Source organism: Streptomyces sp. CoH27, from assembly GCF_020181035.1.
GTDB lineage: Bacteria > Actinomycetota > Actinomycetes > Streptomycetales > Streptomycetaceae > Streptomyces > Streptomyces camelliae.
Genome location: NZ_JAIQYY010000008.1, coordinates 19539 through 35408 on the forward strand (window position 1 = coordinate 19539; position 15870 = coordinate 35408).

Genomic DNA, 15870 nt, shown 5'->3' on the forward strand with positions numbered 1-15870 from the left:
TGGCCCGCACAACGCCGTGACAACGACTGCCTAACTTCGTTTCCGTGCCCGGCAGACCACCGGGACACGGACACGGGGAACGCAGGACGGGACTTCAGGCACAGGCCGGAGTTCACGGGCAACGGAGGCGGTTGATCATGGCGCAGGGCGAGGTGCTCGAATTCGAGGAGTACGTCCGTACCCGGCAGGACGCGCTGCTGCGCAGCGCCCGTCGGCTGGTTCCGGACCCCGTCGACGCACAGGACCTGCTGCAGACGGCGCTCGTGCGGACGTACGGCCGCTGGGAGGGCATCGCCGACAAGCGGCTCGCCGACGCCTATCTGCGCCGAGTCATGATCAACACCCGGACCGAGTGGTGGCGGGCGCGCAAGCTGGAGGAGGTCCCGACCGAGCAGCTGCCGGACGCGTCCGTGGACGACTCCACCGAGCAGCACGCCGACCGGGCGCTGCTGATGGACATCATGAAGGTACTCGCCCCGAAACAACGCAGTGTTGTAGTACTGCGACACTGGGAGCAGATGTCCACGGAGGAGACGGCCGCCGCCCTCGGCATGTCGGCCGGTACGGTCAAGAGCACGCTGCACCGGGCGCTCGCCCGGCTCCGCGAGGAGCTGGAGGCGCGCGATCTGGACGCACGGGCGCTGGAGCGTGAGGAGCGGGAGCGTTGCGCGGCCTGACAGAGGCCGGGCCTGACCGGGCCCCGGGCGGTACACAGGCGGTGATCACGGCGGCAGCCGTGCTCGCCGCCCTCGCCCTTTTCGTAGCCGCGTGCGGCACGGGAGGCACGGGCGCCCGGGACGAGGGCCCGGCACACGCCTCGGCGGTCGCGGGAGCCGTCGCCTCCCCCTCGCCGAGCCCGTCCGGCGGCTACCGGCGGGTGGACGCGGTCGCGCTGATCAGGAAGGACCCGGCGGTCTCCACGGCGGTGAAGCGGGAGCTGAAGCCGTGCAGCGGCGGCGAGTACCAGGTCGACGTCTCCTACGGCGACCTGACCGGCGGATCCGTCAACGACGTCGTCGTCAACGTGCTGACCTGCGGCGACCTGGTGGGTATCGGCTCGTATGTGTATCGCGATGTCGGCGGCACGTACCAGAATGTCTTCAAGGCGGAGGAGTCGCCGGTCTACGCGGAGATCGACGGCTCGAACCTGACCCTGACCAAGCAGGTGTACGACACGGACGATCCGGTGTCGAACCCGTCCCAGGAGACCGTGATCACGTACCGCTGGAAGGCGGACCGGTTCGCCGAGACAAGCCGCCATGAGACCGACTACAGCAAGGCCGGCGGCGACGCGACGCCCGTACCCGACAATTGACCTACTCCCGACCGACCACGAGGACTGAGAGCACCGGGATGGCAGACCAGACCCACGTCCTGTTCGTCGAGGACGACGACGTCATCCGCGAGGCCACCCAGCTCGCCCTGGAGCGGGACGGCTTCGCGGTCACCGCCATGCCCGACGGGCTGTCCGGCCTGGAGGCGTTCCGGGCCGACCGCCCCGACATCGCGCTGCTGGACGTCATGGTCCCGGGGCTGGACGGGGTCAGCCTGTGCCGGCGTATCCGGGACGAGTCGACCGTGCCGGTGATCATGCTGTCCGCGCGCGCCGACTCCATCGACGTCGTCCTCGGTCTGGAGGCGGGCGCCGACGACTATGTGACCAAGCCGTTCGACGGTGCCGTCCTGGTCGCCCGGATCCGGGCGGTGCTGCGCCGCTTCGGGCACGCGGGCGGCGGTGCGCACGCCGAGCAGCCCGCGGACGAGGTGTCCGGCGGCGTGCTCACCTTCGGGGACCTGGAGATCGACACCGAGGGCATGGAGGTGCGCCGCGCCGGACAGCCGGTGGCACTGACGCCCACCGAGATGCGGCTGCTGCTGGAGTTCTCCTCCGCGCCGGGCACCGTGCTCTCCCGGGACAAGCTGCTGGAGCGCGTCTGGGACTACGGCTGGGGCGGGGACACCCGGGTCGTCGACGTGCATGTGCAGCGGCTGCGCCAGAAGATCGGCCAGGACCGGATCGAGACGGTCCGCGGCTTCGGCTACAAGCTGAAGGCCTGAGCGGAGCGCGCATGACGGGGTTCCTTCGGCGGCCGATGCTGCTCATGGAGCAGGCGAACCTGCGCACCGGGCTCAGATGGAAGCTGAGCGCGGCGATCGCGCTGGTGGCCGGGCTCGTGGCGATCGTGCTGAGCCTGGTCGTGCACAACGCGGCCCGGGTCTCGATGCTGGACAACGCGCGCGAACTGGCCAACGACCGCGTCCAGATCGCCCTGCGCAACTACGAGCTGAACCGCAGGCCGAACTTCCCCAACGTCAAGGTCGACGACCCCGACCTCCCGCAGGCACTGCGCGAGAAGGTCGAGGACGGCCGGATGGGCAGCGACGTCACCGACCATGGCGGACTGTCGGACATCTGGGCGGCCGTGCCGGTCAAGAACGGGCATGTGCTGTCGTACCACAGCCATCTGCCGGACCGTTCGGTCGACATGATGAAGGATCTCGACTCGGCGCTGATCATCGGCTCGGTCTCGGTCGTCCTGGGCGGCAGCGCGCTCGGCGTGCTGATCGGCGGCCAGCTGTCCCGCCGGCTGCGCAAGGCGGCCGCGGCCGCGAACCAGGTCGCCAAGGGCGAGACCGACGTCCGGGTGCGCGAGGCGATCGGCGGGGTCGTACGGGACGAGACCGACGATCTCGCGCGCGCGGTGGACGCCATGGCGGACGCGCTGCGCCAGCGCCTGGAGGCCGAGCGCCGGGTCACCGCCGACATCGCGCACGAGCTGCGCACCCCGGTGACGGGTCTGCTCACGGCCGCCGAACTGCTCCCGCCGGGCCGCCCGACCGAGCTGGTCCTGGACCGGGCGAAGGCGATGCGCACGCTGGTCGAGGACGTCCTGGAGGTGGCCCGCCTCGACGGTGCGTCGGAGCGGGCGGAGCTGCAGGACATCCTGCTCGGCGAGTTCGTCGCCCGGCGGGTCGCGGCCAAGGACCCGGACATCGCCGTACGGGTGGTGCACGAGTCGGAGGTCACCACCGACCCGCGCCGCCTGGAACGGGTCCTGTTCAACCTCCTCACCAACGCCGCCCGGCACGGCCGCCCGCCGATCGAGGTGACCGTCGAGGGCCGGGTCATCCGCATAAGGGACCACGGCCCCGGCTTCCCCGAGGAACTCCTCGCGGAGGGTCCGAGCCGCTTCCGCACGGGCAGCATGGACCGCGCCGGCCAGGGCCACGGCCTGGGCCTGACGATCGCGGCCGGCCAGGCCCGCGTCCTCGGCGCCCGCCTGACGTTCCGCAACATCCGCCCCGTCGGCTCCCCACCCGGCCTCCCCGCGGAGGGCGCGGTGGCGGTCCTGTGGCTCCCGGAACACGCGCCGACGGCGACGGGGAGTTACCCGATGATGCCGTCGGGCACGGCCTGACGCCGCTCAGCGAAGCAGGTCGTCGGCGAACCGCACCGCCGTCCGCGCGTCCAACGGCGCATGGCCCAGCAGAAACCGGTACCAGAAGAGCCCGTAGAACTGGTCGACCAGCAGATCGAGATCCCGGTCGGCGGCCAGTTCCCCCCGCTCACGCCCCCGTTCCAGCACCGCCCGTACGTCATCCCGCCGCGCCTGCGTGAACGTCCGCATCAGCTCGGCCAGATGCGCGTCCCGGGCAGCCTCCCGGACCAGGGTCCGCAGCGCCGGCCCGGACGGCGGACGCCCGGACGCCTCGAACGTGGCGACGGCCAGCGTGCGCAGGTCCTCGCGCAGGCTGCCGGTGTCCGGTGCGGGCACCTCCTGGGCGGCGCGGTCGGTCAGCGCGTCCAGCAGGACGGCACCCTTCGACGGCCACCAGCGGTAGAGGGTCTGCTTCCCGACCCCGGCCGCGCGCGCGATGGTCTCCACGCTCACCGGGGCGCCGTCGGCGTCGGCGAGCAGCTCCAGCGCGGCGTCGAGGATCGCCCGCCGCGCGGCCTCGTTACGGCGCCGTCCGGTGTGCGGGCGGGGTTCGTTGCTGTCGTGCACGGGCTCATCCTCCCCGAAAAGGCTTGACGAGACTACCGGTCTCGGTAATTATTTAACGAGACCGACGTTCTCGGCAAAGGGCCGGAACCCGGTGAACCTCGGGAGAGAGCCACCCATGAGCACTCCGAACAGCAGCCCCGCCCCCGCCCTCGCCGGACAGCGAGTCGTCGTCATGGGCGGCAGCTCGGGCATCGGGGAGGCGACGGCCGCGGCCTTCGCGGCGGACGGCGCGGAGGTGATCGTCACCGGCCGCGACCAGGACCGCCTCGACGCCGCGGCGGACCGCATCGGCGGCAAGGTCTCGGCCTGCCGGCTGGACGCGACGGACCGTGCCGCGCTGGACACCTTCTTCGCCGGCAGCGGCCCCGTCGACCACCTGGTCCTCGCACTCAGCGGCAGCAAGGGCGGCGGCCCCTTCGCCGAGCTGGACCTGACCGAGCTGGCGGCCGGTTTCGACGGCAAGTTCTGGCCGCACGTCCAGGCACTGCAGGCCGCACTGCCCGCACTGCGCCGCGACGGCTCGGTCACGCTGGTGACCGCCGCCTCCGCCCGCGCCGCCCTGCCCGGCACCGCGGGCCTCGCCGCGATCAACGGCGCCCTGGAATCCCTCGTCCCGCCGCTCGCCGTGGAGCTGGCCCCGCTCCGGATCAACGCGGTCTCACCGGGCGTCATCGACACGCCCTGGTGGGACGCCGTGCCCGCGGAGCAGCGCCGGTCCCTCTTCGACGGCTTCGCCGCGATCACTCCCGTGGGCCGCGTCGGACGCCCCGAGGACATCGCCCGCGCCGTCCACCTGCTCGCCACCAACGGCTTCCTGACGGGCGTGGTCCTGGAGGCGACGGGCGGAGCGACCCTGGCGACGGGCCGCTGAACCCCGCGGGGCGCAGCGTCTCCTCGGCCCGCTCGATCCCGGGCGGGCAGACAAAAGGAAGACCCCCGGGGCGGACACCGACCGGGGGTCTTCAGTCAGGGTGAGGTCACACGGCCTCGGCCATCACCATCGGAGCGGCATCCTCACTCTCCGGCGAAGGCCCGGCGCCGGCGCCCCGCAGCGGGACCTCCTTCACGAACAGGGCCGCGGCCAGCACCAGCACCGCGATCACCGCGCCCAGCAGGAACGCCGAGTGCGTACCGGCGGACACCGCGTGCTGGTAGGCCTCGCGGATCAGCGGCGGCAGCTTCTTCAGGCTCTTGGCGTCCAGCGCCGCGCTCTTCTCGGTCATGTGCTTGCCGGCCGCGCCGGCCCGCTCGGCCATGACGTGCTTGACGCGGTCGTTGAACAGCGCGCCCATCAGGGCGACACCGAAGGAGGAGCCGAGGGTACGGAACAGGGTGGTGGACGAGGACGCGACGCCCATGTCCTTCATCTCCACGCTGTTCTGCGCGACCAGCATGGTGATCTGCATCAGGCAGCCCATGCCCAGGCCGAGGACGGCCATGTAGATGCCGGAGGTCAGCCGGGTCGTACCGGTGTCCATGGTGGACAGCAGGTACAGGCCGACGACCATCAGGGCGCCGCCGGCGATCGGGAAGACCTTGTAGCGGCCGCTGTTGGTGGTGACCCGGCCCGCGACCATCGAGGTCACCAGCATCGCGCCGAGCATCGGCAGGAGCAGCAGACCGGAGTTGGTGGCGGAGGCGCCCTGCACCGACTGCTGGTACAGCGGCAGGTAGAGGGTCGCGCCGAACATCACGAAGCCGGTGATGAAGCCGATGAAGGACATCAGCGTGAAGTTGCGGCTCCGGAAGATGTGCAGCGGCAGGACCGGCTCGGCGGCCTTGGTCTGCCAGAACACGAACCCGACCAGCGCGGCCACACCGATGCCGATCAGCTCCATGATCCGCGCGGAGGTCCAGGCGTACTCGCTGCCGCCCCACGTGGTGACCAGCACGATCGAGGTGATGCCGACGGTCAGCAGGACGACACCGAGGTAGTCGATGCCCGCCTTGGCCCGCTTCTTCGGCAGGTGCAGCACGGCGCTGACCAGCGCGAGGGCGACGGCACCGAGCGGCAGGTTGATGTAGAAGGCCCAGCGCCAGCCCCAGTTGTCGGTGATGGTGCCGCCGACCAGCGGGCCGCCGATCATCGCCAGCGCCATGACGCCGGCCATCATGCCCTGGTACTTGCCCCGCTCCCGCGGCGGCACGAGGTCGCCGATGATCGCCATGACACCGACCATCAGACCGCCGGCGCCGAGCCCCTGAACGGCCCGGAAACCGATGAGCTGCCCCATGTTCTGGGCCATGCCGCTCAGCGCGGAGCCGGCCAGGAACAGCACGATCGAGCTGAGGAAGGCGCCCTTGCGGCCGTACATGTCACCGAGCTTGCCCCAGACCGGGGTCGAGGCCGCGGTCGCCAGGGTGTAGCCGGTGACCACCCAGGACAGGTGCTCCAGGCCGCCCAGTTCACCCACGATCGTGGGCATCGCCGTACCCACGATCATGTTGTCCAGCATCGCGAGCATCATCGCGATCATCAGCGCGAATATGACGGTTCGTACGTTCTTAGGTTGTTTCAGCTCGCTGGCGCTCTCGACTGTGTCCGCCATCTCTCTTTCCATTCCTCTGCGACTTCTACTTACTTGCCGCCCGGCTAGTTGCCTACACTGGGAAGGTAGACCTGCAACTAGCCGGGCGTCAAGTAAGTTTCCGTGAGCGCAGGAGGAGTACGAGGATGGGCGTCACCATGGACGGCACCAAGCAGCAGCGCCGCGGCAACACCCGCCAGCGCATCCAGGACGTGGCGCTCGAACTCTTCGCGGAGCAGGGCTACGAGAAGACCTCACTGCGCGAGATCGCCGAGCGTCTCGACGTCACGAAGGCAGCCCTGTACTACCACTTCAAGACGAAGGAAGAGATCATCGTCAGCCTCTTCGAGGATCTGACGAAGCCGCTGGAGGACCTGATCGAGTGGGGCCGGCAGCAGCCGCAGACACTGGAGACGAAGCAGGAGATCGTACGGCGCTACAGCGCGGCCCTCGCCGGCGCGGAGCCGCTGTTCCGCTTCATGCAGGAGAACCAGGCGACGGTACGGGAACTGCGCATCGGCGACACCTTCAAGGACCGGATGCGGGGTCTGCGGGACATCCTCATCGACCCGGACGCCGATCTGGTCGACCAGGTGCGCTCGGTCAGCGCGATGTTCACGATGCACGCCGGGATGTTCGTGATGCAGGACCTGGAGGGCGACCCCGAGAAGAGGCGCGCGGCCGCTCTCGAAGTCGCCCTCGACCTGATCACACAGGCACACGAGCGCGCCCGCCGGAAGGGCTAGGGGGTGCCCAGAAGGTGACGCCCCTGCCGCGCAGGATGGCGACCGGATCGACGGCGGAGCCGTGGTTCGGGGTCGTACGGGCAGGTGCGCGTACTGCGAGCAGCTGCCGCTGCCGTGTTTGATCACGATGGCATGGCCTCGCGCCTGAACCCTGAGCCGACGATCACGGAAATGTGACGCACCCCTCCAGGCGCCTACCATCCGGTAACCCTACGGTTCCTCTCGCGCCACTCTCGCCACAGATCATGCACCTGACATTCAGGACGACCGTCTGCGCGAGAGGAACCCCCACCGATGACCACAGGCCCCTGGGCTGGCCGCATCGCCGCCACCGCCGCCTCCGTGACCGCGCTCACCGCGCTCACCGCCCTGGCCGCCCCGGCCCAGGCCGCGACCGCGACCGCGAGCGAGACCACCGTCACCACCACCGCCACCACGAAGGTGGACTACGCGACCTGGCAGAAGGACTGCCAGGCGGTGATGGACCAGGCCCTGCCGTACCTGAAGGAGCGCATCGCCGCCGCCCGGCCGGGCGAGAAGCAGGCGATCGTCTTCGACATCGACAACACCGCACTGGAGACCGACTTCGGCTTCAGCTACCCCCAGCCGGCCAACAAGCCCGTCCTGAACGTCGCCCAGTACGCCCAGGAGCACGGCGTCTCGCTCTTCTTCGTCACGGCCCGCCCCGGCATCATCTACCTGCCGACCGAGTACAACCTCGAACACGACGGCTACACCGTCTCCGGCCTGTACGCCCGCGGCCTGTTCGACCTCTTCAAGGACGTCGCCGCCTACAAGACGGCCCAGCGCGTCGACATCGAGAACAAGGGCTACGACATCATCGCGAACATCGGCAACAGCGCCACCGACCTCTCCGGCGGCCACGCCGACAAGACCTTCAAACTGCCCGACTACAACGGCCAGTTGTCCTGACACCCGAAAGGGGCCGGCGCCCAAAGGCACCGGCCCCTTTCAACTCGGCCAATCCGCCGGAGGCTTACGCCTCCTTGCTCAGGTTCGGCCCGGCACCGCCGGCCGCCTGCTCGATCGGCGGGACGTCGGGCAGCGCCGACTTCTCCTCACCGCGGAAGGTGAAGGTCTGGGACTCGCCCTCGCCCTCGGTGTCCACGACCACGATGTGACCGGGACGCAGCTCGCCGAAGAGGATCTTCTCCGAGAGCGAGTCCTCGATCTCGCGCTGGATCGTGCGACGCAGCGGACGCGCGCCCAGCACCGGGTCGTAACCCTTCTTGGACAGCAGCTCCTTGGCGGACTGGGAGAGCTCGATGCCCATGTCCCGGTCCTTCAGGCGCTCGTCCACCTTGCCGATCATCAGGTCAACGATCCGCAGGATGTCCTCCTGCGTCAGCTGCGGGAAGACGACCACGTCGTCGACACGGTTGAGGAACTCGGGCCGGAAGTGCTGCTTGAGCTCGTCCGAGACCTTGTTCTTCATGCGCTCGTAGTTGGACTTCGTGTCACCCGTGGCGGCGAAGCCCAGGTTGAAGCCCTTGGAGATGTCCCGGGTGCCGAGGTTGGTCGTCATGATGATGACCGTGTTCTTGAAGTCCACGACCCGGCCCTGGGAGTCGGTCAGGCGACCGTCCTCCAGGATCTGCAGCAGCGAGTTGAAGATGTCCGGGTGGGCCTTCTCGACCTCGTCGAAGAGGACGACGGAGAACGGCTTGCGGCGGACCTTCTCGGTCAGCTGGCCGCCCTCTTCGTAGCCCACGTAACCGGGGGGCGAACCGAAGAGACGCGACACCGTGTGCTTCTCGCTGAACTCCGACATGTCGAGGGAGATCAGCGCGTCCTCGTCACCGAAGAGGAACTCGGCGAGCGCCTTGGACAGCTCGGTCTTACCGACACCGGAGGGGCCGGCGAAGATGAACGAACCACCCGGACGCTTCGGGTCCTTCAGGCCCGCGCGCGTACGGCGGATCGCCTTCGACAGCGCCTTGACGGCGTCGTTCTGGCCGATGACCCGCTTGTGCAGCTCCTCCTCCATGCGGAGCAGGCGGCTGGACTCCTCCTCGGTCAGCTTGAAGACCGGGATGCCGGTGGCCGTGGCGAGGACCTCGGCGATCAGCTCGCCGTCGACCTCGGCGACGACGTCCATGTCGCCGGCCTTCCACTCCTTCTCCCGCTTGGCCTTGGCGGCCAGGAGCTGCTTCTCCTTGTCACGCAGGGAAGCGGCCTTCTCGAAGTCCTGCGAGTCGATCGCGGACTCCTTGTCCCGGCGGACGGCGGCGATCTTCTCGTCGAACTCGCGCAGGTCCGGCGGAGCGGTCATCCGGCGGATGCGCATCCGGGAGCCCGCCTCGTCGATCAGGTCGATCGCCTTGTCCGGCAGGAAGCGGTCCGAGATGTACCGGTCGGCCAGGGTGGCGGCCTGGACCAGGGCCTCGTCCGTGATGGAGACGCGGTGGTGGGCCTCGTAGCGGTCACGCAGACCCTTGAGGATCTCGATCGTGTGCGGCAGGGACGGCTCGGCGACCTGGATGGGCTGGAAACGGCGCTCCAGGGCCGCGTCCTTCTCCAGGTGCTTGCGGTACTCGTCCAGGGTGGTCGCACCGATGGTCTGCAGCTCACCGCGGGCCAGCATCGGCTTGAGGATGCTGGCGGCGTCGATGGCGCCCTCGGCGGCACCCGCACCGACCAGCGTGTGCAGCTCGTCGATGAACAGGATGATGTCGCCGCGGGTGCGGATCTCCTTGAGCACCTTCTTCAGGCGCTCCTCGAAGTCACCGCGGTAGCGGGAGCCGGCGACCAGGGCGCCGAGGTCCAGCGTGTAGAGATGCTTGTCCTTGAGCGTCTCGGGCACCTCGCCCTTGACGATGGCCTGGGCGAGGCCCTCGACGACGGCGGTCTTGCCGACGCCGGGCTCACCGATCAGGACCGGGTTGTTCTTCGTACGGCGGGACAGCACCTGCATGACCCGCTCGATCTCCTTCTCGCGCCCGATGACCGGGTCGAGCTTGGACTCACGAGCGGCCTGGGTGAGGTTCCGGCCGAACTGGTCCAGGACGAGAGAGGTCGAGGGGGTGCCCTCGGCCGGGCCGCCGGCGGCGGCGGTCTCCTTGCCCTGGTAACCGGAGAGCAGCTGGATGACCTGCTGCCGCACCCGGTTGAGGTCTGCGCCCAGCTTGACCAGGACCTGGGCGGCGACGCCCTCGCCCTCACGGATCAGGCCGAGCAGGATGTGCTCCGTGCCGATGTAGTTGTGGCCCAGCTGAAGAGCCTCGCGGAGCGACAGCTCCAGGACCTTCTTGGCACGGGGGGTGAAGGGGATGTGCCCGGACGGGGCCTGCTGGCCCTGACCGATGATCTCCTCCACCTGCTGGCGGACCGCCTCAAGCGAAATGCCGAGGCTCTCCAGGGCCTTAGCGGCGACACCTTCGCCCTCGTGGATGAGACCCAGGAGGATGTGCTCGGTGCCGATGTAGTTGTGGTTGAGCATCCGGGCTTCTTCCTGAGCCAGGACGACAACCCGCCGCGCGCGGTCGGTGAACCTCTCGAACATCGTTAATCGCTCCTCAGAGCGGTCAGGCAGTGGGGGGAACTTCCCCTCCCTGTCCTTCCGCAGCTTAGTCCCGCAAGCGGGGACCGCTCATTCCAACTGCCGACACCGTCCTTGGCCTCCTGACCCCGAACGCCGACATCTGCTCCAACCTGATGGTGCGAGACGATGTTCCCGCAGGCCAGGCAGTTACCCCCATCGCCAGTACGCCGATGGCGAACGTGAGACGGCCCGTCCTGCGTGTCGCCCCCTCCCACTAGGCATGTCTTACCCGCGGGCACTGACACTCCATGCCGCGCACCCCCGTTCCCTCCGCTATGGGCGAACAACCTCGCGCCTCTCCGGTCTCCCACGCGCCCCCGTTTTCGACACGATGCGCACTCGAAAGGAAACTCAGCGTAACTTCCGGGTCGCTTCCGCGGTTGCACCGGGCATGGCTGGCCAGGCCCCGAGCAGCACTCGACTCGCACGAGTCCCGGGAATCCCATGAAGCCCATGCCGCCCACGGAGCCCGCGGGCCCCACGACGCACGCTCCGGCCGCACTGGATGCCCGTGCTTCCGTCGCACCGGATGCCCGCGCTTCCGTCGCACCGGATGCCCGCGCTTCCGTCGCACTGGGTGTCCCTGCCGTCCATGCCGTCCCCCTTCCCCGTAGGCCGCTCGATCCGCCGGAACCGTCGGAACCGCCGGAAGCGGAGCCCTGTGCTCCGCCGACGGGCCCGGACGCACGGGCCCGCCATTGGTACGAGAACGATCTGGGGTGGGCCATCGTGCCCGGACGGCCGCTCCGGCTGCTCACGGGAGTGCGGTTCGACGTCCTGGACGTGCCGGCCGAGGCGGGCGCGGGGGCGCTCCGGCATCTCGCGCCGGGCTCTCCGGTGGCCCTTCGGGGCGACCGGATGGAGCTGCTGGTGGCCGCGGGCAGCGCGGAGGAACTGCCGGGGCTGCTGGACTGGCTGGAGTGGGGTGCCGTTTCGCTCGATCTGCGGGCCCTGGGCGCGGGCGACGCGCTGGAGGCGCCGGTGCCGCCCCTACCGGGGGCGCGGGAGGCCGATTCCGTACGGGGGGCCGCCGTGTGGCTGCGACCCCCCGGGCCGGGCCGCGAGGTCGAGGCCTCGCTGCCGGCGCTGCCGGCCATGGGGCGCGAGGGGAGCGCCCCCGATCTCGTGCGACTGGTGGACACGGTGGCCCTGGAGTGTCACCGCGCCCGGCTGCGGCGCGCGTGCGCCGGGCCGCAGGCCGCCCTGCGGCGGAATCAGCCGTTGGCCTTCTCGTAAGCCTCGCGAATGGACGCGGGAACACGACCGCGGTCGTTGACCTCGTAACCGTTCTCCTTGGCCCAGGCGCGGATCGCCGCGGTGTCCTGGTTGCCACCGGAAGCGGCACGGGCCTTTCCACGCCCACCAGAGGCACGGCCTCCGGTGCGACGGCCGCCCTTCACATACGGCTCCAGAAGACCACGCAGCTTGTCCGCATTGGTGGTCGTGAGATCGATCTCGTACGTCTTGCCGTCCAGCGCGAACGTCACCGTCTCGTCCGCCTCGCCGCCGTCGAGGTCGTCGACAAGAAGGACCTGAACCTTCTGTGCCACCGGATTTCCTTTCATCGATAACGTTGAGGAGCAGGGGTGTGCGGCGTCCGCCGTTTCGCCGCCCCTGTTATATGCAGTACTGCAGTACGTCGGAAAGCAAACCGCTTTTGCCGGAAAAACACAAACCCCTGGGAGAGGAGCGGTAGAGGGGTGGTGGACCGGATCCGCCCGGAAACATGCGCGTTTCGGACATAGGGCACCCGGGCAATGACGATCACAGATGCAGAAGCATCCGGCTGTTGCCCAAGGTGTTCGGTTTCACTCGTTCGAGACCGAGGAACTCGGCGACGCCCTCGTCATAGGAACGCAACAGCTCCCCGTAGACATCGGTGTCGACGGGCGTCTCTCCGATCTCGACGAAGCCGTGCTTCCCGAAGAAGTCGACTTCGAAGGTCAGGCAGAAAACCCGGCGAACACCGAGCCAGCGCGCGGTCTGGAGCAACTTCTCCAGCAACTGATGGCCGACGCCGGCGCCCTTGAGGCCGGGGTTCACCGCGAGAGTGCGGACTTCCGCGAGGTCCTCCCACATGACGTGCAGCGCACCGCAGCCGACCACCTCGGCGTTGTCGTCGCGTTCCGCGACCCAGAACTCCTGGATGTCCTCGTAAAGCGTGACGGTGGCTTTGTCGAGCAGGATGCGGTCACGCACGTAGGCATCGAGGAGGTGGCGTACGGCCGGGACATCGCTGGTCCGCGCCCGGCGGACCGTGATGGCTTTTGCGGAGGCTTCGGGGTGCTCTGCTGACATGAGCGGACGCTATCGCCCGACCGTGCCCTCTGCCGAGTCGGGGTTCTCTCCTTGCCGCGGTTCGGCGGCTTCGGGGGGTTCCAGGGTTTCCGGGCCCTGGACGATGCGTACGGCGTCCCGGAGGGCCTGGCGCTGTTCCTCGCTCATCATCCCGAAGAAGGCGACGAGAGCGGCGGCCGGGTTGTCGCTCTGCGACCATGCGTCGTTCATCAGGGCGGCGGCGTACGCGGCTCGCGTCGAGACGGCCTCATATCGATAGGCCCGGCCTTCCGCCTCGCGGCGCACCCAGCCCTTCTGATGGAGATTGTCCAAAACGGTCATCACGGTGGTGTACGCGATCGAGCGTTCCTGTTGGAGGTCTTCCAGGACTTCTCGAACGGTCACCGGGCGGTTCCACTTCCACACCCGCGTCATGACCGCGTCTTCGAGTTCTCCCAATGGGCGAGGCACAACTCAGAACAATAGTGGGAGATCGCGACAATGGCGTGCCGGACGTGCACTAACCCCGTGAATCAGAACAAAAAGGGCGTACGACTCGAAGCCGCACCGGGATGCGGAAGTCGTACGCCGGGGAAGCCGAAGGCTCGGCTCAGGCGTCGCCGCCGACGGAGGCCTGCCGTGCACCCTCCGCGCGCGCGAGGGCGGCGTCGACGGCCGCGTCCTCCTTGGCCTTGGCGGCCCCGCCCTGGGTCTTCACGATCACCCTGACCACACCGATGAAGAACACGGCCATCACGACCGGGGGCACGAGCGCGGAGACATAGTCCATGACTCCAGGGTAGCCAGCCGGTACCGGGCGAAAGGGGCGGGGTGCACGAACCGCCCGAGCCAGGGCCCGACCTGCACGGATGCGCCCGGGAGCGGGATTGGGGGCCACCGACGCAGGGCGAAGGGCAGCAGCGGCGCGGTGGGGGCAGCGACGCGGTGGGGGGCAGCGACGGTGGGTGCAGGGGTGGCGGCAGGGGCAGCGACGCGGTGGGGGCAGCGGCGGTGGGTGCGGGGTTGGCGGCGGGAGCAGCGGCGCGGAAGCACCTCCCGGGCCGGAGGCCGCCGGCGGTGACCGGCGCCCCACGAGGGCCACCCGCACCCGGCGGCGAAAGCCGCACGGGGGCGGGCGGGGGGAACGGGGTCAGCCGGCGGCGAGCTGGCGGGAGTCGGTGCCCTCCGCCGGAGGCGCCGGCTTGCGGCGCGGAAAGACCTCCCCCGGCGTCGGGATGGGCCGTTTCGGACTCGCCGGCTCGGGCGCCGGCGGCTCCGCGGGGGCCGGTCCAGGCTTCTGCGCGGGCTTCTGCGGCGGTTTCGCCGGCTCCTCGGACTCTCCCGCCTCAGGCCCGCCCGCACCGCCGGGAAGGGCCAGCAGGCGCGTCCGTGAGGGCGGTACGGCGGGCGCGGGCACGGTCCGGGCGCCTTGTGCGAACCGGGCCCGTACGTCCTGCTCGGCCAGCGCCTGGCAGCGGTCCAGCAGCGCGGCCGCCGCGGGACTGCCGCGCAGCGCCCGCAGCGCGGCGAGGTCGTCCGCGGTCGGCCGGTGCCCGGCACCCAGCGCCTCCTCCAGGAGGGTGAGATATCCGGCGGCGGTACCCGGCAGCGCGGCCCGGTACCGCCCGAGGTCCGCCACCAGGAACGCGCGCAGTCTCGCCCCCTCGCACATCGCCTCGTCGAGCGACTCGGCGAGCCGGAAGCAGTCCTGGACGTCCCCGGCGGAGGCGGGACCTGGGTGAAGGGCGAGGGCGAGGGCGCGGCGGAGCACACGCAGCTCCTCCACGCCGAACGCCATGCCGCCGCGGGATCCGTATGGCGTGGGCATGCGGCGACGCTACCGCTAATCGGACAAAAGTGACGGATCGGACTGCTGTGTCGTCGCGTGTCGCTCCTGGGTTTCCCCCGACCGGGGCCACGCACAGCACGCACGCGCGTGCGCGGTCACCTCACAGACGCGACACGTTCCGCTCGTACACCAGACGCAGCCCGATCAAGGTCAGCCACGGCTGATGCTCGTCGATCGCCGAGGACTCCCCCAGCACCATCGGCGCGAGCCCACCCGTGGCGATCACCCGCACATCGTCCGGGTCGTCGGCCAGCTCCCGCGCCATCCGCTCGACCACACCGTCGACCTGCCCCGCGAAGCCGAACACGATGCCCGCCTGCATGGCCTCGACGGTGTTCTTGCCGATCACGTGGCGCGGCCGGGCCACCTCGATCTTCCGCAGCTGCGCGCCCTTGACGCCGAGCGCCTCCACCGAGATCTCGATACCGGGCGCGATGACCCCGCCGACGTACTCCCCGCGCGCGGAGACCGCGTCGAACGTGGTCGCCGTACCGAAGTCGACGACGATCGCCGGGCCGCCGTACAGCTCCACGGCCGCGACCGCGTTGATGATCCGGTCCGCGCCGACCTCCTTGGGGTTGTCGGTGAGGATCGGCACGCCCGTCTTCACGCCCGGCTCGACCAGCACTGCGGGCACATCGCCGTAGTACCTGCGGGTGACCTCGCGCAGCTCGTGCAGCACCGACGGGACGGTCGCGCAGATCGCGATGCCGTCGATGCCGTCGCCCAGCTCGTCGCCGAGCAGCGGGTGCATGCCCATCAGGCCCTGGAGCAGCACCGCCAGCTCGTCCGCCGTGCGGCGCGCGTCCGTGGAGATGCGCCAGTGCTCGACGATGTCCTCGCCGTCGAACAGGCCGAGGACGGTGTGCGTGTTGCCGACGTCGATCGTGAGCAGCATCGC

At 69.8% G+C, this 15870-nt stretch carries 17 protein-coding genes and 1 pseudogene; 8 read left to right on the top strand and 10 right to left on the bottom strand.

The genetic code is table 11. The annotated features are described in order from the left end of the window. Positions 1-137 precede the first annotated feature (137 nt). From LE548_RS14215 to cseC, 4 genes are read left to right on the top strand one after another with little or no spacing between them, the layout of a single operon-like run. Positions 138-677 carry a SigE family RNA polymerase sigma factor gene (locus LE548_RS14215; protein WP_067006350.1) on the top strand — a complete coding sequence of 180 codons (540 nt, stop codon included), beginning with the start codon at positions 138-140 and terminating at the stop codon, positions 675-677. Further along, positions 665-1315, top strand: a complete 651-nt coding sequence (locus tag LE548_RS14220) for a hypothetical protein (RefSeq protein WP_225097185.1) — start codon at positions 665-667, stop codon at positions 1313-1315. The genes LE548_RS14215 and LE548_RS14220 overlap by 13 nt, the downstream gene beginning before the upstream one ends. Before the next feature lie 38 nt (positions 1316-1353). Continuing rightward, entirely contained in the window at positions 1354-2058 is a 705-nt protein-coding gene (cseB, locus tag LE548_RS14225) for a two-component system response regulator CseB (protein WP_225097186.1), read from the top strand. Positions 2059-2069: 11 nt separating this feature from the next. Beyond that, positions 2070-3419: a two-component system sensor histidine kinase CseC gene (gene cseC, locus LE548_RS14230; RefSeq protein WP_225097187.1), complete on the top strand. Its 1350-nt coding sequence runs from the start codon at positions 2070-2072 to the stop codon at positions 3417-3419. Between the two features lie 6 nt (positions 3420-3425). Here cseC and LE548_RS46010 read toward each other — a convergent pair whose 3' ends face one another. Beyond that, positions 3426-4007, bottom strand: a complete 582-nt coding sequence (locus LE548_RS46010; RefSeq protein WP_225097188.1) for a TetR/AcrR family transcriptional regulator — start codon at positions 4005-4007, stop codon at positions 3426-3428. 115 nt (positions 4008-4122) lie between these two features. On the opposite strand from LE548_RS46010, the gene LE548_RS14240 reads away from it, so the two are divergent. Continuing rightward, complete coding sequence (locus LE548_RS14240; RefSeq protein ID WP_225097189.1) at positions 4123-4878, top strand: SDR family oxidoreductase; 756 nt, start codon at positions 4123-4125, stop codon at positions 4876-4878. A gap of 106 nt (positions 4879-4984) precedes the next feature. On the opposite strand, the gene LE548_RS14245 is transcribed toward LE548_RS14240, so the two are convergent. Further along, positions 4985-6556, bottom strand: a complete 1572-nt coding sequence (locus LE548_RS14245) for an MDR family MFS transporter (protein ID WP_225097190.1) — start codon at positions 6554-6556, stop codon at positions 4985-4987. Positions 6557-6681: 125 nt separating this feature from the next. Between LE548_RS14245 and LE548_RS14250 the strand changes: the two genes are divergently transcribed. Continuing rightward, positions 6682-7281, top strand: coding sequence for a TetR/AcrR family transcriptional regulator (locus LE548_RS14250; protein ID WP_225097191.1), 600 nt, complete (start codon positions 6682-6684; stop codon positions 7279-7281). Here LE548_RS14250 and LE548_RS46475 read toward each other — a convergent pair. Further along, a pseudogene (locus tag LE548_RS46475) lies at positions 7244-7425 on the bottom strand (hypothetical protein); the annotation flags it as partial. The gene LE548_RS14250 and the pseudogene LE548_RS46475 overlap by 38 nt on opposite strands. A 150-nt stretch (positions 7426-7575) precedes the next feature. On the opposite strand from LE548_RS46475, the gene LE548_RS14255 reads away from it, so the two are divergent. Further along, a complete protein-coding gene (locus tag LE548_RS14255) occupies positions 7576-8214 on the top strand; it encodes an HAD family acid phosphatase (protein ID WP_225097192.1) in 639 nt (212 codons plus the stop codon). A gap of 64 nt (positions 8215-8278) precedes the next feature. On the opposite strand, the gene LE548_RS14260 is transcribed toward LE548_RS14255, so the two are convergent. Further along, positions 8279-10804, bottom strand: coding sequence for an ATP-dependent Clp protease ATP-binding subunit (locus LE548_RS14260; RefSeq protein ID WP_225097193.1), 2526 nt, complete (start codon positions 10802-10804; stop codon positions 8279-8281). Positions 10805-11416: 612 nt separating this feature from the next. Between LE548_RS14260 and LE548_RS14265 the strand changes: the two genes are divergently transcribed. Next, positions 11417-12079 (top strand): SCO3374 family protein, encoded by a 663-nt coding sequence (locus tag LE548_RS14265; protein WP_225097463.1) that lies wholly within the window; start codon positions 11417-11419, stop codon positions 12077-12079. On the opposite strand, the gene LE548_RS14270 is transcribed toward LE548_RS14265, so the two are convergent. From LE548_RS14270 to LE548_RS14295, 6 genes are all read right to left on the bottom strand, one after another. Beyond that, a complete protein-coding gene (locus LE548_RS14270; RefSeq protein ID WP_225097194.1) occupies positions 12058-12393 on the bottom strand; it encodes an Lsr2 family protein in 336 nt (111 codons plus the stop codon). The genes LE548_RS14265 and LE548_RS14270 overlap by 22 nt on opposite strands. A 214-nt stretch (positions 12394-12607) precedes the next feature. Next, positions 12608-13141 (bottom strand): amino-acid N-acetyltransferase, encoded by a 534-nt coding sequence (locus LE548_RS14275; RefSeq protein WP_225097195.1) that lies wholly within the window; start codon positions 13139-13141, stop codon positions 12608-12610. Positions 13142-13150: 9 nt separating this feature from the next. Then, the gene (locus tag LE548_RS14280) at positions 13151-13555 is read right to left on the bottom strand and encodes a BlaI/MecI/CopY family transcriptional regulator (protein ID WP_374116090.1); all 405 of its coding nucleotides are present in this window, start codon (positions 13553-13555) and stop codon (positions 13151-13153) included. 175 nt (positions 13556-13730) lie between these two features. Then, positions 13731-13910, bottom strand: a complete 180-nt coding sequence (locus LE548_RS14285; RefSeq protein WP_225097197.1) for a hypothetical protein — start codon at positions 13908-13910, stop codon at positions 13731-13733. Positions 13911-14270: 360 nt separating this feature from the next. After that, positions 14271-14918, bottom strand: coding sequence for a hypothetical protein (locus tag LE548_RS14290; RefSeq protein ID WP_225097464.1), 648 nt, complete (start codon positions 14916-14918; stop codon positions 14271-14273). Positions 14919-15069: 151 nt separating this feature from the next. Further along, the gene (locus tag LE548_RS14295) at positions 15070-15867 is read right to left on the bottom strand and encodes a type III pantothenate kinase (RefSeq protein WP_225097198.1); all 798 of its coding nucleotides are present in this window, start codon (positions 15865-15867) and stop codon (positions 15070-15072) included. Between the last annotated feature and the right edge of the window lie 3 nt (positions 15868-15870).

Bases quoted from the DNA above. Each gene is read 5' to 3' on its own strand.
- LE548_RS14215 (WP_067006350.1), top strand. From the start codon at position 138: ATGGCGCAGGGCGAGGTGCTCGAATTCGAGGAGTACGTCCGTACCCGG.
- cseB (WP_225097186.1), top strand. From the start codon at position 1,354: ATGGCAGACCAGACCCACGTCCTGTTCGTCGAGGACGACGACGTCATC.
- cseC (WP_225097187.1), top strand. From the start codon at position 2,070: ATGACGGGGTTCCTTCGGCGGCCGATGCTGCTCATGGAGCAGGCGAAC.
- LE548_RS14240 (WP_225097189.1), top strand. From the start codon at position 4,123: ATGAGCACTCCGAACAGCAGCCCCGCCCCCGCCCTCGCCGGACAGCGA.
- LE548_RS14245 (WP_225097190.1), bottom strand. From the start codon at position 6,556: ATGGCGGACACAGTCGAGAGCGCCAGCGAGCTGAAACAACCTAAGAAC.
- LE548_RS14250 (WP_225097191.1), top strand. From the start codon at position 6,682: ATGGGCGTCACCATGGACGGCACCAAGCAGCAGCGCCGCGGCAACACC.
- LE548_RS14255 (WP_225097192.1), top strand. From the start codon at position 7,576: ATGACCACAGGCCCCTGGGCTGGCCGCATCGCCGCCACCGCCGCCTCC.
- LE548_RS14260 (WP_225097193.1), bottom strand. From the start codon at position 10,804: ATGTTCGAGAGGTTCACCGACCGCGCGCGGCGGGTTGTCGTCCTGGCT.
- LE548_RS14275 (WP_225097195.1), bottom strand. From the start codon at position 13,141: ATGTCAGCAGAGCACCCCGAAGCCTCCGCAAAAGCCATCACGGTCCGC.
- LE548_RS14280 (WP_374116090.1), bottom strand. From the start codon at position 13,555: ATGACGCGGGTGTGGAAGTGGAACCGCCCGGTGACCGTTCGAGAAGTC.
- LE548_RS14285 (WP_225097197.1), bottom strand. From the start codon at position 13,910: ATGGACTATGTCTCCGCGCTCGTGCCCCCGGTCGTGATGGCCGTGTTC.
- LE548_RS14290 (WP_225097464.1), bottom strand. From the start codon at position 14,918: ATGGCGTTCGGCGTGGAGGAGCTGCGTGTGCTCCGCCGCGCCCTCGCC.
- LE548_RS14295 (WP_225097198.1), bottom strand. From the start codon at position 15,867: ATGCTGCTCACGATCGACGTCGGCAACACGCACACCGTCCTCGGCCTG.